Raw genomic sequence first — 13,738 nt, 5'->3', positions numbered from 1 at the left:
CAAGGGGATCAGGCGACGCCCTGGCGATGTTCCGCCGACACGCGCCGGACTGTGCCGGAGCTTGCCCGCATGACGATGCTTTCGGTGGTCATCAGGCCGTTCTTGCGGCGCTTCACGCCCTTCAGAAGCGATCCGTCGGTCACGCCGGTCGCGGCGAAGATGCAATCGCCCTTGGCCATGTCTTCCATCGAATAGATGCGGTCGAGGTCTTCGATGCCCCAACGCACGGCGCGTTGGCGCTCGTCGTCGTTGCGGAAGACGAGGCGGCCCTGCATCTGCCCGCCGACGCAGCGAAGCGCCGCTGCCGCCAGTACGCCTTCAGGCGCCCCGCCGGTGCCGAGGTAGATGTCGACCGTGGTTTCGGGATCGGTGGTGGCAATCACGCCCGCGACGTCGCCGTCGGGGATCAGCATGATGCCGCAGCCCAGCGCGCGAAGCTCCGCGATCAGGTCGGAATGACGGGGACGGTCGAGCACGCAGGCGATGATGTCGCCCGGACGGACGTTCTTCGCGGCGGCGAGCGCGCGCACGTTGTCGGTCGGCGACTTGTCGAGGCTGATCGTGCCCGCGGGATAACCTGGCCCGATCGCGATCTTGTCCATGTAGACATCGGGGGCATTAAGCAGGCCGCCCTTCTCGGCGATCGCCAGCACGGCGAGTGCGTTGGGGCCGGCCTTGGCGGTGATGGTGGTGCCTTCCAGCGGGTCGAGCGCGATGTCGATCCCGGGACCGTCGCCCTGCGCCGATCCGACCTTTTCGCCGATGTAGAGCATCGGGGCCTCGTCGCGTTCGCCTTCGCCGATGACGACGGTGCCGTCCATCGGCAGTTCGTTGAGCGCAGCCCGCATCGCTTCGACCGCGGCGGCGTCGGCGGCCTTTTCGTCGCCGCGCCCGATCAGCGTCGAGGCGGCAATGGCGGCGGCTTCGGTGACGCGCACCATCTCGAGGACAAGGACGCGATCGAGGACGTTGCTGGCACTGACCATGGGAACTCCGGAGGGGAAAGGATGTGCCCCGCCGATAGGGTCAGCACCGTCCGCGCGCAACCGCCGCGTTCACACGCGGTCCTCTTCGGCTTCATGTTCGAGCACGTGGCTGCCGATCCGGACCGAGCGCGTTCCGAGCCGCGTTTCGTGAAGGAAGATCGCGAAGCCCGAGGCGGTGCAGATCATCGAGGCGATGAATAGCAACGCGATGGCGGTCCCCACCCGGCTGCCGGTGAGGAAGGCGACGAACAGCAGGACGACCACGGCGGAGATCAGTAGCGCGGCAAGCACCGAGCTGAAGATGGCCGCGTTGACGACGCGGATCCGCTTGTCGAGAATCCGGACTTCGCCGAGCAGGCGGTCATGCTCCACGCCGCGGCTGGCAAAGATGCGCGGCTCGAGCCCGCGGGCGCGATCGACGATCCGGGCGAGACGGCCGACGCAGACGTTGAGGAAGGCGCCAAGCCCTGCCAGCAGGAACACCGGCGCGACCGCAAGCTGGATGATCTGCGCCAGGTGCGTCAGTTCGGGCGTGGGCGGCAGCAGCGGTGGAACAGTCATCGCACCGCTATGCCGTCTTCGCGCCAAATATGCGAGAGCGTCAGCCCTCGATGACGACCTTGTTGCCCTTCTTGGTCAGCGTGAACAGCTGCTTGGCAAAGGGCATCGGCAAGCGGATGCAGCCATGGCTGGCCGGATAGCCAGGGGTGTTTCCGCCGTGGAAGGCGATGCCCTTGTCGTCGATGTTCTGCATCCACGGCATCGGCGCGTTGTCGTACTTGCGGCTGAAATATTTCTCGCGCTTGAAGTTGATCGTCCAGAAGCCGAGCGGAGTCGGGTGCCCCTTCTTGCCGGTCGACACGTTGGTCACGCCGATCAGTTGCGATCCCTTGAACACGAAGGCGACCTGGTTGGCGATGTCGACGGTGATCGCGACCTCGCCCTCTGCCGGAATGCTCTGCGCCCAGTGGAACTCGCCGGGACGCAGGTTGGTGCGGCCAAGCATGGCGTGCATCGCCTCATAGCCGGTCGCGGAGAAGCCGTTGGTCCATTCGTAGTTGGTCGGCGGGCCGTAGGTCCTCGGCGCCTGCGCGATCGGCGCGGGAGGTGGTGGAGGCGTGGTCGAACATGCGGCCAGCGAGATCGCCGCGGCAACGGTCAGTGCCTTGAAAAATCGGATCATTTGTTCGCCCCAACCCACCACATCGCAAGCCCGTTCGATGCACGATGGATCGCCGGTCGGCAATCGACTTGCCGTTAATAGCGACTGGCGTGCGGCAGCACCGGGAAACGGCTCGTCGATAATTCGTCGACGGCAGGTTAACGATCAGGGCTTCGACAGCACCCGTTTGATGCCACGCGCCGCTTGGCGAAGCCGCTGCTCGTTCTCGACCAGTGCGAGCCTGACGAAGCCTTCTCCTTCCTCGCCGAAGCCAACACCCGGGGCGACCGCGACCTGCGCGTCGGTGAGCAGACGCTTGGCGAACTCCATGCTTCTCAAGTGACGGAACGGCTCCGGGATTGGAGCCCAGGCGAACATGCTCGCCTGCGGCACCGGAATGTCCCACCCGGCGCGGCCAAAGCTTTCGACCATGACGTCGCGGCGCTTTTTGTAGAGCGCGCGGTTCGCGGCAACGATATCCTGCGGGCCGTTCAATGCCGCGGTCGCGGCGGCCTGAATCGGGGTGAAGGCGCCATAGTCGAGGTAGCTCTTTACCCGCGTCAGCGCGCCGATCAGCCGGGCATTGCCGACCGCGAAGCCGATCCGCCAGCCGGCCATCGAATAGGTCTTCGATATGGAGGTGAACTCAACCGCGACCTCCTTCGCGCCGTCGACCTGAAGGATCGACGGGGTTGGCGTGTCGCCGAAATAGATCTCGGCATAGGCGAGGTCGGAAATGACGATCAGCCCCGCTTCGCGCGCGAACGCGACCAGCTTCTCGTAGAAAGCGACGTCGACGACTTCGGCAGTCGGATTGCTAGGATAGCCGATCACCAGAACCTTGGGACGCGGCACGGTATAGCGCATCGCCCGTTCGAGCCGGTCGAAGAAGTCCGGGCCGGGAACGGCGGGGATCGAACGGATCGCGGCGCCGGCGATGATGAAGCCGAAGTGATGGATCGGGTAGCTTGGGTTCGGAGTGAGGACGACATCGCCCGGCGCGGTGATCGCCTGTGCCAGATTGGCGAGCCCTTCCTTGCTGCCGAGCGTGACGATGATTTCGCTGTCGGGGTCTAAGTCGACGTTGAACCGGCGCTTGTAATAAGCGGCCTGCGCGCGGCGGAGGCCGGGAATGCCCTTCGACGCCGAATAACGATGCGCGGTCGGCTTCGCCGCGACCTCGGCCAGCTTGGCGATGACGTGCGGCGGCGGCGCGCCGTCGGGATTGCCCATGCCCAGGTCGACGATGTCCTCGCCGCGCGCCCGGGCGGCCGCCTTCATCGCGTTGACCTCCGCAAAGACGTAGGGCGGAAGGCGTTGGATGCGGTAGAAATCGTCGGTCATCGCCCGGTTGTGACGGCGATTGTGCGGTGCGGCAAGGGGCCTAGCGGTCGTACGCCGGCAGGCTGAGACCACGCGCAATCGCGGCGCCGCGCAGGCTGAATCCGGCGAGCCCTGCGACCAGCGCGGCGAGGGCAGGCGGCGCTCCGGCCAGCGTCAGCCCGACGAATAGTCCCGAGGCGAGGGCAGCTGCGGTGACATAGAGTTCAGGCCGCATCAGGATCGACGGCTCGCCCGCCAGCACGTCGCGGATGATGCCGCCGACGCAGGCCGTCATCACGCCCATCGCAAACGCCGGCACCGGCGCGACGCCATAATTGAGCGCCTTGGCCGCGCCGTAGGTCGAGTAGGCGGCCAGCCCGATCGCGTCGAACCACAGCAGGGCCCGGTCGGCGATGACCTTGCGCGACAGGAACCACACCCCGATCGCCGCGCCGATGCAGATCAGCAGCGTGGCGTTGGTCCCGACCCAGAAGACCGGGGCGCCGATCAACAGGTCGCGCAGCGTGCCGCCACCGACGCCGGTGACCACCGCGAAGAAGATGAAGGTGACCAGCGTCTGCTTCTTCTCCGCCGCGAGCAGCGCGCCCGACACCGCGAACACGGCGATCCCGACATAATCGAGCAGGACGAGCGCATCGGGAAGCAGGGCGGGCGGGGTCATCGGGCCGCCCTAAACGTTGGTCGCGGGATTGTCGAAGGCCCGTCCTTTCGACAGGCTCCGCGCGAACGGCTAGTAAGGATGACATGACCGACACTCCCGACACCAGCATTCCAACCCTCGACGACTGGCAGCATTGGGCGCTGGTCATGGCGCGCGCCAACCAGATGATCATGGAGGCATGGGCCGACAATCTGGCGAAGGGCAGCGCGATGCCGGGGCTGGGCCTGTCGCCCGCCGCCGCGCCGACCGATCCGATGCAGTGGATGAGTGCTGGCGCGGAGGCGTGGTCGAAGGGGCTGGAATCGTGGAGCCAGATGCTCGGCCAGTTCGCCAATGCGGGCGAGGCGCGCGATCGCCGTTTCGGCAGTCCCGAGTGGCGCGACAGCCCGATCTTCGACACGGTCCGCCAATCCTACCTCGCCATCTCCGACAAATTGCTTGGGACGGTGGAGGAGATCGAGGGTCTGGACGAGGCGGCGCGTAATCGCCTGCGCTTCGCCACCAAGGGCTTCGTCGATGCGATGAGCCCGGCCAACTTCATGGCGACCAATCCCGACGTGATGAAGCGGACGATCGAGACCAAGGGCGAGAATTTGCTCGCGGGCCTGAAGAACATGCTGTCCGACGTCGCGCGCGGACAGGTCAGCCAGAGCCCCGAAGGCGCGTTCGAACTCGGCCGTAACCTCGCCACCACGCCGGGCAAGGTGATCCACGAGACCAAGCTGTTCCAGCTGATCCACTATGCGCCGACCACCGACGAGGTGGTGGAAACGCCGCTGGTGATCTTCCCACCTTGGATCAACCGTTTCTACATCCTCGACCTCACGCCCGAAAAAAGCTTCGTCCGCTGGACGGTCGACCAGGGCATCAGCCTGTTCATGGTCAGCTGGAAGTCGGCCGACGAAAGCATCGCCGACATCAGCCAGGATGATTATGTCGCTGCACAGATCGAGGCAATCGACGTCATCCGCGACGTCCTCGGCGTCGAGGCGGTCCACACCATCGGCTATTGCGTCGCGGGCACGACGCTCGCCGCGACGCTCGCCTACCTCGCGGCGAAGGGCGAAGCGTCCAAGGTCGCCAGCGCGACCTTCTTCACCGCTCAGGTCGATTTCGAGGAGGCGGGCGATCTCAAGCTGTTCCTCGGCGACGAGACGATGGCAACGCTGCAGAAGCTGACCGCGGAGACCGGAGTCCTCGACGGCCGGGTGATGGCGGCGACGTTCAACCTGCTGCGCGGGCGCGACCTCATCTGGAATTACGTCGTCAACAATTACCTGATGGGCAACGACCCGCCGCCGTTCGACCTGCTCCACTGGAACGGCGACGTCACCAACCTGCCCGGCGCGTGGCACCGCGACTATCTGCAGCGGCTATATCGCGACAATCTGCTGGTGAAGCCGGGCGCGATCGAGGTGCTGGGCGTGCCGATCGACCTGACGAAGATCGAGACGCCGGCCTACATCCAGGCAGGGCGCGAGGATCATATCGCGCCGTCGGCCAGCGTCTGGAAACTGATGCGGATCCTGAGCGGACCGAAGCGCTTCGTGCTGGCCGGGTCGGGCCATATCGCCGGCGTGGTCAACCCACCCGCCGCGGGCAAATATCAATACTGGACCAACGAGGGCGAAGCCGCGAGCCTCGACGAGTTCGTCGCCGGCGCGAGCGAGCACAAGGGCAGCTGGTGGCCCGATTGGATCGAATGGCTGAAGGGTCGCGGTCCCAAGACGCTGAAGGCGACCGGCGCCCGAGTGCCGGGCGAGGGCAAGAAGAAGGCGATTGAGGATGCGCCGGGGCGCTACGTTCGCACGCGATAGGCATTAGTTGCGAATGGCAAATGCCAACGCCGTAGCATCAGCATTTTTCGTACTTCCAGTGCCGCTTCTTTCCGTCGGTGAGCCATTCGACCGCGGTCGCGATGCGCTTGGCGCGGGTCGCATCCTGCTTCGCCTCCGCGATCCAGTCGACATAGTCGCGCCGGGCAGAGGCTGAGAAGCTGTCGAGGGCGGCCTTCGCTGCGGGATTTGCTTCTAGAGCTGTCAGAAAGTCAGGATGGACCTCGGTCGCCGCTTTCGGCTGATGCTTGGTCTTGCGCGGCGCCGGAGCACTCGAAACCAGCGCCACCGCTTCCTTGAGCAATGAGGCGAATTCGGCCTCGCTCGGCAGGTCATCGACGCTGCGCAGCTTGCCGAACTGCCCCATGGCGTCGGCCTTGGCATCACCCTCTCCAATCTCCTGCCCGCGCCAGAAATTGATGGCGGCATGCGCCTTGAACGCGGCCATGATCAGCAGAATCTTGCCATCCAGCGTGAACGCCGGCGCGCCCCACTTGAGCGTTTCCTCGACCTCCGGAACGGCGGCGTGAACCTGCTCGCGGATCCGGGTCAGGATCGGGTTCGCGAAGGAGGCGGCCTTCGCGATGTAGGCATCGATGCGCGGATCGCGCGTCAGATGATGCCCCCGCCAATCATCAGGCGGATGATGCCGACGACGATGACGAACAGGTTCAGGTTGCGGCCGGCGTTGCTGTTGGACACAGCGCCGATACCTGCGCCGACGACAGCGAGCGGGATGATCAGCCAGTTCGCCCAGCCGAGCAGCGGAATGAAGGCCACCGCGGCACAAAGCAGCGCGACGACCCCGATGATGAGCGAGACGATGTTCAACATGACGCGAAGGTGGCGTGTCGCGGCCTAGGACGCAAGGGCGGCGCGTCGGCGGGTGTCGATCATCGACACGATATAGAGCGCCATCGCCGTCCAGATCGCGCCGAATGCTATGGCGTGGGCGCGCGTGAACGGCTCGTCGTAGATCGCGACGGCAAGCAGGAATTGCAGCGTCGGGGCGATGAACTGCAGGATGCCAACGGTCGAATAAGGCAGACGCCGCGCCGCCGCGGTAAAGCTGAGCAAAGGGATGGTCGATACGATCCCAGACGCCACCAGCAACCAAGTCTCGGCATTCGACGATCCGATCAAGGGACGACCGGCGGCACCGCCCAGGAGCAGCCAGCCGATCGCGAACGGGAACAGCAGCGCCGTCTCGATCGACAGGCCGGCGAGCGAATCGACCTTCACGATTTTGCGGAGCAGGCCGTAGCTCGCAAAGCTGATGCACAGGATCATGCTCAGCCACAGCGTATCGACCGCGCCGGCCGCGAGCACCGCGATTCCCGCCGCGGCGATGGCCACCGCGAGCCACTGCAAACGCGATAGCGGCTCCTTCAGCACGAAACGGCCGAGCAGGATGTTGGCAAGCGGGTTGAGATAGTAGCCGAGGCTCCCCGCCAGGATATGCCCGCTGTTGATGGCGTAAACGTAGGCCAGCCAGTTGGCGGCGATCAGCACCGAGGTCGCGCACAGGATCAGCACCGTGCGACGATTCTGCAGGGCAGCGCGAACCTCGCTCCATGCGCGAACAACGGTCAGCAGCCCCGCCAGCATGAGCAGCGACCAGACGATGCGGTGCGCGACGATGTCGACCGCGGGGACGGCCTGGATCTGCTTGAAGTAGATCGGCATGACGCCCCACAACACGTAGGCGACGAGGCCATAGAGCAGCCCCGCGCGCATCGTGCGGGCGGCCGTGTCGGTCGGCGGCAGGGGGCGGGGATCGTTCACGGATGATGCGCCTAGCGACTGACAGCGCGCCGTCAATCGACGCAGTTAACCTTTCGTTGGTTGAACGGGGCGCGCCATTAGGCCACCCTTGGCCGATCGTAGGACAGGATTGGAGTCGTTCGCTTGAGACGTTGTGGGTCGCTCATTCCCTTGGCGCTTGCCCTTGCGGTGGCCGGGTGCGTGACGCCCGAGACGAAGCGTCCGGTCGTGACCGCCGACGTGCGGACCAAGGCGGACATCTGGCAAGGCATCGCCAGCCAGGCCGACCTCGCCAAAATCCGGCGAGTGGCGACGGGCTGGTCGAGCGGCCTCGCCGAGGCGCGCGCCCGCGGCCACCGCGCCGAGATTACCGCCGAAGGTCGCCTGCTCGATCCCGATGCGGCGCAGGCGCGCCCGGCGCCGACGCCGGGCAGTTATAGTTGCCGCGTCGTCACGCTCGGCCGACAAGGCGGCAAGGGCCCCGCCTTCCAGAAATTCAAACCCTTCTTCTGTTACGTCGAGGTCGAGGGAAACCTGTTCACGATCGTCAAGCAGACCGGCAGCCAGCGACCAGCAGGACGCTTGTGGGAAGACGACAATCCCAATCGCATGATCTTCCTCGGCACGCTCGCGCTGGGCAGCGAAGAGGAAGCGCGCGCCTATGGCGACGATCCAAAGCGCGACATGGCGGGTGTGTTCGAGCGGATTGGTCCGTTCGTGTGGCGGCTGGTTATCCCCTATCCGCAGAACGGCGCACGGCTCGACGTGTTCGAACTGACCCCGGTCGCCGAACAGCCCAAGTGATTGTGGGCGACGGTCCGGGCGGTATCGCCGACCCGGCCGAAGTGCGCGCCCACCTCGTCGCTGCGGCATCCGCAGGCCATGCGCTGACCTATTCGGAAATGCTCGAACGGCTCGGCCATTCCTTTTCGCGGCCGAAGATGCGCGCGCTGTGCAAGACGTTGGCGGCGGTCGATCGCGAGGCGCAGGAGCGGGGGGAGCCCGAACTGGCGGTGCTCGTCGTCCGCCAGAGCGATGGGCTGCCAGGGCAAGGCTGGTGGGCCGATGGCGCGGCGGCGCACGATCATCGCGGATCGTGGGAAGATCCGACGGCGGCGAAGCTGGTGGCGCGGCTGCAGCAGGCGGCGTTCGACTATTGGGCAATGGCGCCGGAGGGCGCTTCGGGCTAAGGGGCCGCATGACTGCCCCTCCCAGCGATACCGTCAGGACCTTCACGGTCGGCGAAGACGACGACGGAATCCGTCTCGACCGATGGTTCAAGCGCCACCTTTCCGACACCAGCTTCAACACCGTCTCGCGCTGGGCGCGGACGGGGCAGCTACGCGTCGACGGCAAGCGCGCGACCCCAGGCGACCGGCTGACTACGGGCATGGTCCTTCGCGTGCCGCCGGCCGAGCCAGCGCCCGCCGAAGGGCCCGGTGCCCGGCCGCAACGGATTGTCGAGCCGCTGACCGCTGACGAAGCCGCTTACGTGCAGGAAATGGTCATGGCCAAGGGCCGCGACTGGTTCGTGCTCAACAAGCCGCCGGGCCTCGCCACGCAGGGCGGGACCAAGACCGTCCAGCATCTCGATCGCCTGCTCGACGGCCTGGCCGATGACGAAGGCAATCGTCCGAAGCTCGTGCACCGGCTCGACAAGGACACGTCGGGCGTCCTGCTCGTCGCGCGATCGGCGCGGGCGGCGGGGCATTTCGCCAAGAGCTTTTCGGGCCGCACCGCGCGCAAGGTCTATTGGGCGCTGATCACCGGCGTCCCCTCGGCGGATGAAGGCGTGATCGACGCGCCGCTCGCCAAGCAGCCGGGAACCGGCGGCGAAAAAATGCACGTCGACGAGGAGAACGGACTGCCGGCGCGCACCCGCTATCGTCTGATCGATCGCGCGGGCAACCGCGCCGCCTGGGTCGAACTTCAGCCGATGACCGGCCGCACGCATCAGCTTCGCGCGCACATGGCGGCGATCGGCCACCCGATTGTCGGCGACGCCAAATATGGCGGGGCCGAAGCATTTCTGACCGGCGGGATCAGCCGCAAGATGCACCTGCACGCGCGGCGCCTGCGGATCGACGGGGTCGACGGAAAGCCGATCGACCAGACCGCCGAGCTTCCCTCGCACTTTGCCGAAAGCCTGGCGACGCTTGGGTTCGAGGCGATGGCGGGCGACATGATGCCGCTTGACAATCCTGACCCTGCGAAGCTGCCCGAAACCAAGGCGAAGCGCGTTGCCGCCGCCGCCAAGACCGCGCGCAAGGCCCGCAAGGGCGAGCGTCGCGGACGTGGTGGACCGCCGGCGGGCAAGCCGACCAAGTCGGGCCGGCCCGCGCGCCCATCGAAGCCGACCAAGCCCCGCCGCCCGTGACCCGGCTGGCGATTTTCGATTGCGACGGCACGCTGGTCGACAGCGGCGCCACGATCCGCACCGCGCTCTGCCGCGCCTTCGTCGCGCACGGCCTCGAGCCGCCGCCCGAGCAGGTGACGCGCCGGCTGATCGGCCGCAGCTTGGGCGAAGTGATGAGCGAATTGGCCCCCGAGCATGACCATCACGCATTGTCCGAGACCTACAAGCAGGCGTTCATCGCCATGCGCGGATCGGGCGAGGTCGAGGAGCCGCTCTACGACGGCATCGTCGACCTGCTCGATCGGATGGAGGGCGACGGCTGGCAGCTGGCGGTGGCGACCGGCAAGTCGATGCGCGGCCTTCGCCATTGCCTCGAGCATCACGGCCTCCACGCGCGTTTCGTCTCGCTTCAGACCAGTGACGATCACCCCTCAAAGCCACATCCGTCGATGGCGCTGTCGGCAATGATCGAGGCAGGAGCGGTGCCTGAGCGGACGGTGATGATCGGCGACACCGCGTGGGACATGGGCTGCGCGCGCGGCGCCGGCGTCGGCGCGATCGGTGTCGTCTGGGGCTATCAGGATGCCGACGAATTGACCAAAGGCGGGGCCGACGCGATCGCGTCCCTGCCCACCGAGGTTGCGGACATCGCCGAACGGATGACGGGCGGGGCGTGATGAACGACGAGATTGAATGGCGCCGCCGGTTCCGGGTCTTCGCCGCGCTTCGGATCGCGGGGGTGCTGCTGTTCCTGATCGGCACTGCCATCGCGTTTACAGACATCTTGAAGCCGGGTGGCTGGCCGCTGCTTGGCGGGATATTGGCGATTACCGGTGCGATCGAGGCGGTGCTGATCGGTCGTTATCTCAAGCGCAGCTGGGACGAATGAAGCGCTTCTGGACGACGGTCGAGCTTGAGTCGCTCGACGGCGGATGGGGAGTAAACCTCGACGGCCGACCGGTTCGAACGCCCGCGCGTGAGCGGCTGGTGCTGCCGACGCCCGCGTTGGCGGAGGCGGTCGCCGCCGAGTGGCGCGATTGCGGGGAGACGATTGATCCGCGCGCGATGCCTTTCACCGGGCTCGCCAACGCCGCGATCGATCGCGTGGCCGCGGACCCCCAGCGTTTTGCCGACGACCTGTCGGCCTACGCTCAAAGCGACCTTTTGCTCTACCGCGCCGACATGCCCCGTGCACTTGTCGCCCGGCAGGCGGCGGCGTGGGATCCGTTGCTCGATTGGGCCCGGCAGCGGTTCGACGTCGCGTTCACGCCGGTGACCGGAATCATGCCCGTGTCGCAGCCGGAAGAAACGATCCGCCGGCTGTCCGCCGCGGTCGCCTCGCTGGGACCCTATCAGCTTGCAGGGCTACAACCGGTGGTCACGATCGGCGGGTCGCTGGTCGCGGCGCTGGCGTTGTATGAAAAGGCGATCGCGCCCGATGCTGCCTGGGATGCAGTGGGGCTGGATGTCGCGTGGCAGGCCGAACAATGGGGCGTCGATGCCGACGCCGCGGCGGCGGAAGAAGGACGGCGGGAAGCCTTCCTCAGCGCCGCCAAGTTTCTCGAACTATTGCGCGGCTGATCCGGCGACGAGGTCGCGGACGAACGTCACCAGTCCCGCCTGACGCCACCGCTTGAGCCGCTCGGCCGCAAGGATCGCGTGCACGTCGGCAAGGCAGGCTTCGCTGTCCTCGTTGATCAGGACATAATCATATTCGGCCCAGTGGCTGATTTCGCCCGCGGCGCGGCGCATGCGGCCGGCAATGACCTCTGCGCTGTCGGTGCCGCGCGATTCCAGCCGGCGTTGCAATTCAGCCATCGACGGCGGCAGGATGAATACGCGGACGAGGTCCTCGCCCATCGCGGCGTGTAGCTGCTGCGTGCCCTGCCAGTCGATGTCGAACAGGACGTCGCGGCCTTCCTTCAGCGCCGCCTTGATCGGCGCCTGCGGGCTTCCGTAATGATGGTCGAACACCGGCGCCCATTCGGCAAACTCGCCGTCGGCGATCATCCGCTGGAATTCGTCCGCGTCGACGAAATGATAGTCGCGCCCTTCGACTTCGCCCGGACGGCTCGGCCGGGTCGTAGCGCTAACCGACATGGTGACGTGATCGTCGGCCTCCAACAGCATCCGGCTGATCGTCGACTTGCCCGCGCCTGACGGCGAAGAAAGGACAATGAGAAGCCCGCGACGGCGGCGAGCGGACGGGGCGGAAGTGGGGTCGGCCATGGCGGCACTTGCCCCGCCTTCGCGCCGCGCGTCAAGGACGGCAAATCGGTTTTATGCTGCAACGCACAAAAAACCTTGAAACCTTCGCCGCAGATGCGTATTGTGCAATGCAACAAACAGGAGTTTACCGTGGCTGACGAAATCAAGAACGACACCGTGATCGAATCGACCATCGACAAGGCGACCGCGCCGCTGAAGGCTGCCGCGACTGCCGTCGAGCAGACCGCCAAGAAGGCAGCGCAGGCACCGGCGAAGGCCGTTCGCGCCCGCCGTGCTCGCAAGGCATCGGCCAAGGTCGTCGAAGCGGTGACCAAGAACAACAAGCGCGCAGCGAAGACCGCTCGTCGCGTGAGCAAGGCGACCGTCGAAGCGGCCGCTGCCCCCATCGAAAGGACCAAGACCATGGCTTATGATTTCAACTCGCTCTTCGCCGGCTTCCAGTTCCCGGCCGCCGACAAGTTCCAGAACGTCCTCGGCGATGCCGGCGACCGTGGCCAGCAGCTGGTCGGCAAGACCCAGAAGGTGGCCGAAGAAATGACCGACATCGCCAAGGCGAACGTCGAAGCGATTGTCGAAGCCGGCCGTATCGCCGCCACCGGCGCGCGTTCGATCGGCCAGGACGTCCTGTCGTCGAGCCGTGACGGCATCGAGCAGGCTTCAGACGCGTTCAAGACGCTGGCCGAAGCCAAGTCGCCGACCGAATTCTTCCAGATCCAGTCGGAACTGGTCCGCGCCTCGTTCGACCGCATGGTTGCGCAGAGCTCGCAGCTGACCGAGCGCGTCGTGAAGCTGGCCGGCGAAGCGGCCCAGCCGCTTCAGAACCGCGCCAGCGTCAATGCCGAGCGCATGAACGACCTGGTTGCCTAACTCTCCCTCTCCCAGGGCAACCAAGTTCGCGGCCGCTTCCTCCTCGTGAGGGGGCGGCCGCTTTCATTTGGGCGCGTGCTTTTCTTCGTCGGCGCTTGCAGCCGGTCGGCGCGATGCCATATTCGGACAAGCAGCATGATCAGCGACGTGATTCTCAATGCCGGTGACGAGCCGGGGCAGGGCGACGGTATCGACGATGTCGAGATCGGCGTCGTCACGCGCACCAAGCCGCGGACCAAGAAGCCCAGTCAGTATAAAGTTCTGCTGCTCAACGACGACTACACGCCGATGGAATTCGTTGTGCTGATCCTGCAGCGCTATTTCTCGATGGGAATCGAGGACGCGACCCGCGTCATGCTCCAGGTTCATCAGAAGGGCGTCGGCGTATGCGGCGTCTTTACCTACGAGGTCGCCGAGACCAAGGTCAGTCAGGTGATCGACTTCGCGCGTGAGAACCAGCACCCGCTTCAGGCGACGCTCGAAAAGGCCTGACAAGCTCGCTCACTTGAAAGCGGACCGCGTTCCACTTAGGCG

At 66.0% G+C, this 13,738-nt stretch carries 18 protein-coding genes; 9 read left to right on the top strand and 9 right to left on the bottom strand.

The window, feature by feature from the left end:
• Window positions 1-8: 8 nt before the first annotated feature.
• The 5 genes from glpX to SH584_RS05650 all read right to left on the bottom strand — a co-directional run bounded on the left by glpX (window position 9) and on the right by SH584_RS05650 (window position 4,153).
• On the bottom strand, window positions 9-986 hold the full coding sequence (gene glpX / locus SH584_RS05670) for a class II fructose-bisphosphatase (RefSeq protein WP_324809253.1): 978 nt from the start codon (window positions 984-986) through the stop codon (window positions 9-11).
• A gap of 69 nt (window positions 987-1,055) precedes the next feature.
• On the bottom strand, window positions 1,056-1,547 hold the full coding sequence (locus SH584_RS05665) for a DUF2721 domain-containing protein (protein WP_322842148.1): 492 nt from the start codon (window positions 1,545-1,547) through the stop codon (window positions 1,056-1,058).
• A gap of 40 nt (window positions 1,548-1,587) precedes the next feature.
• On the bottom strand, window positions 1,588-2,169 hold the full coding sequence (locus SH584_RS05660; RefSeq protein ID WP_324809251.1) for a L,D-transpeptidase family protein: 582 nt from the start codon (window positions 2,167-2,169) through the stop codon (window positions 1,588-1,590).
• A gap of 144 nt (window positions 2,170-2,313) precedes the next feature.
• The gene (locus tag SH584_RS05655; RefSeq protein WP_324809249.1) at window positions 2,314-3,492 is read right to left on the bottom strand and encodes an LL-diaminopimelate aminotransferase; all 1,179 of its coding nucleotides are present in this window, start codon (window positions 3,490-3,492) and stop codon (window positions 2,314-2,316) included.
• A gap of 40 nt (window positions 3,493-3,532) precedes the next feature.
• Window positions 3,533-4,153, bottom strand: a complete 621-nt coding sequence (locus tag SH584_RS05650) for a trimeric intracellular cation channel family protein (RefSeq protein ID WP_322842151.1) — start codon at window positions 4,151-4,153, stop codon at window positions 3,533-3,535.
• Window positions 4,154-4,236: 83 nt separating this feature from the next.
• Between SH584_RS05650 and SH584_RS05645 the strand changes: the two genes are divergently transcribed.
• Entirely contained in the window at window positions 4,237-5,970 is a 1,734-nt protein-coding gene (locus SH584_RS05645) for a PHA/PHB synthase family protein (RefSeq protein ID WP_324809247.1), read from the top strand.
• Between the two features lie 37 nt (window positions 5,971-6,007).
• Here the strand turns inward: SH584_RS05645 and SH584_RS05640 are convergent, their stop codons facing one another.
• Genes SH584_RS05640 through rarD form a run of 3 tightly spaced genes read right to left on the bottom strand, consistent with a single transcriptional unit; the run spans window position 6,008 to window position 7,773 of the window.
• A complete protein-coding gene (locus tag SH584_RS05640; protein WP_324809488.1) occupies window positions 6,008-6,574 on the bottom strand; it encodes a YdeI/OmpD-associated family protein in 567 nt (188 codons plus the stop codon).
• A gap of 26 nt (window positions 6,575-6,600) precedes the next feature.
• The gene (locus SH584_RS05635) at window positions 6,601-6,822 is read right to left on the bottom strand and encodes a hypothetical protein (RefSeq protein WP_322842153.1); all 222 of its coding nucleotides are present in this window, start codon (window positions 6,820-6,822) and stop codon (window positions 6,601-6,603) included.
• A gap of 24 nt (window positions 6,823-6,846) precedes the next feature.
• Entirely contained in the window at window positions 6,847-7,773 is a 927-nt protein-coding gene (gene rarD / locus SH584_RS05630) for an EamA family transporter RarD (RefSeq protein ID WP_324809245.1), read from the bottom strand.
• Window positions 7,774-7,953: 180 nt separating this feature from the next.
• Between rarD and SH584_RS05625 the strand changes: the two genes are divergently transcribed.
• Genes SH584_RS05625 through SH584_RS05600 form a run of 6 tightly spaced genes read left to right on the top strand, consistent with a single transcriptional unit; the run spans window position 7,954 to window position 11,689 of the window.
• Window positions 7,954-8,556 carry a DUF4893 domain-containing protein gene (locus tag SH584_RS05625; RefSeq protein WP_324809243.1) on the top strand — a complete coding sequence of 201 codons (603 nt, stop codon included), beginning with the start codon at window positions 7,954-7,956 and terminating at the stop codon, window positions 8,554-8,556.
• A 2-nt stretch (window positions 8,557-8,558) separates the two neighbouring features.
• A complete protein-coding gene (locus SH584_RS05620; protein WP_324809241.1) occupies window positions 8,559-8,942 on the top strand; it encodes a ribose-phosphate pyrophosphokinase in 384 nt (127 codons plus the stop codon).
• Between the two features lie 8 nt (window positions 8,943-8,950).
• The gene (locus tag SH584_RS05615) at window positions 8,951-10,129 is read left to right on the top strand and encodes an RluA family pseudouridine synthase (protein ID WP_324809239.1); all 1,179 of its coding nucleotides are present in this window, start codon (window positions 8,951-8,953) and stop codon (window positions 10,127-10,129) included.
• Window positions 10,126-10,785, top strand: a complete 660-nt coding sequence (locus SH584_RS05610; RefSeq protein ID WP_322842158.1) for an HAD-IA family hydrolase — start codon at window positions 10,126-10,128, stop codon at window positions 10,783-10,785. The genes SH584_RS05615 and SH584_RS05610 overlap by 4 nt, the downstream gene beginning before the upstream one ends.
• On the top strand, window positions 10,785-10,997 hold the full coding sequence (locus SH584_RS05605; RefSeq protein ID WP_322842159.1) for a hypothetical protein: 213 nt from the start codon (window positions 10,785-10,787) through the stop codon (window positions 10,995-10,997). Before SH584_RS05610 ends, SH584_RS05605 begins: the two co-directional genes overlap by 1 nt.
• Window positions 10,994-11,689 carry an ATP12 family chaperone protein gene (locus SH584_RS05600; RefSeq protein WP_324809235.1) on the top strand — a complete coding sequence of 232 codons (696 nt, stop codon included), beginning with the start codon at window positions 10,994-10,996 and terminating at the stop codon, window positions 11,687-11,689. Before SH584_RS05605 ends, SH584_RS05600 begins: the two co-directional genes overlap by 4 nt.
• Here SH584_RS05600 and gmk read toward each other — a convergent pair.
• The gene (gene gmk / locus SH584_RS05595) at window positions 11,675-12,337 is read right to left on the bottom strand and encodes a guanylate kinase (RefSeq protein WP_324809233.1); all 663 of its coding nucleotides are present in this window, start codon (window positions 12,335-12,337) and stop codon (window positions 11,675-11,677) included. The genes SH584_RS05600 and gmk overlap by 15 nt on opposite strands.
• 129 nt (window positions 12,338-12,466) lie before the next feature.
• Between gmk and SH584_RS05590 the strand changes: the two genes are divergently transcribed.
• Complete coding sequence (locus SH584_RS05590; RefSeq protein ID WP_324809231.1) at window positions 12,467-13,204, top strand: phasin family protein; 738 nt, start codon at window positions 12,467-12,469, stop codon at window positions 13,202-13,204.
• A gap of 135 nt (window positions 13,205-13,339) precedes the next feature.
• Window positions 13,340-13,696: an ATP-dependent Clp protease adapter ClpS gene (clpS, locus tag SH584_RS05585; RefSeq protein ID WP_324809229.1), complete on the top strand. Its 357-nt coding sequence runs from the start codon at window positions 13,340-13,342 to the stop codon at window positions 13,694-13,696.
• Window positions 13,697-13,738 lie beyond the last annotated feature (42 nt).

The sequence above is a fragment of the Sphingomonas sp. LY29 genome, assembly GCF_035593985.1.
Taxonomy (GTDB): Bacteria; Pseudomonadota; Alphaproteobacteria; order Sphingomonadales; family Sphingomonadaceae; genus Sphingomicrobium.
Note: the sequence above shows the minus strand (reverse complement) of the source record. Positions and strands in the feature narration are given on the sequence as shown.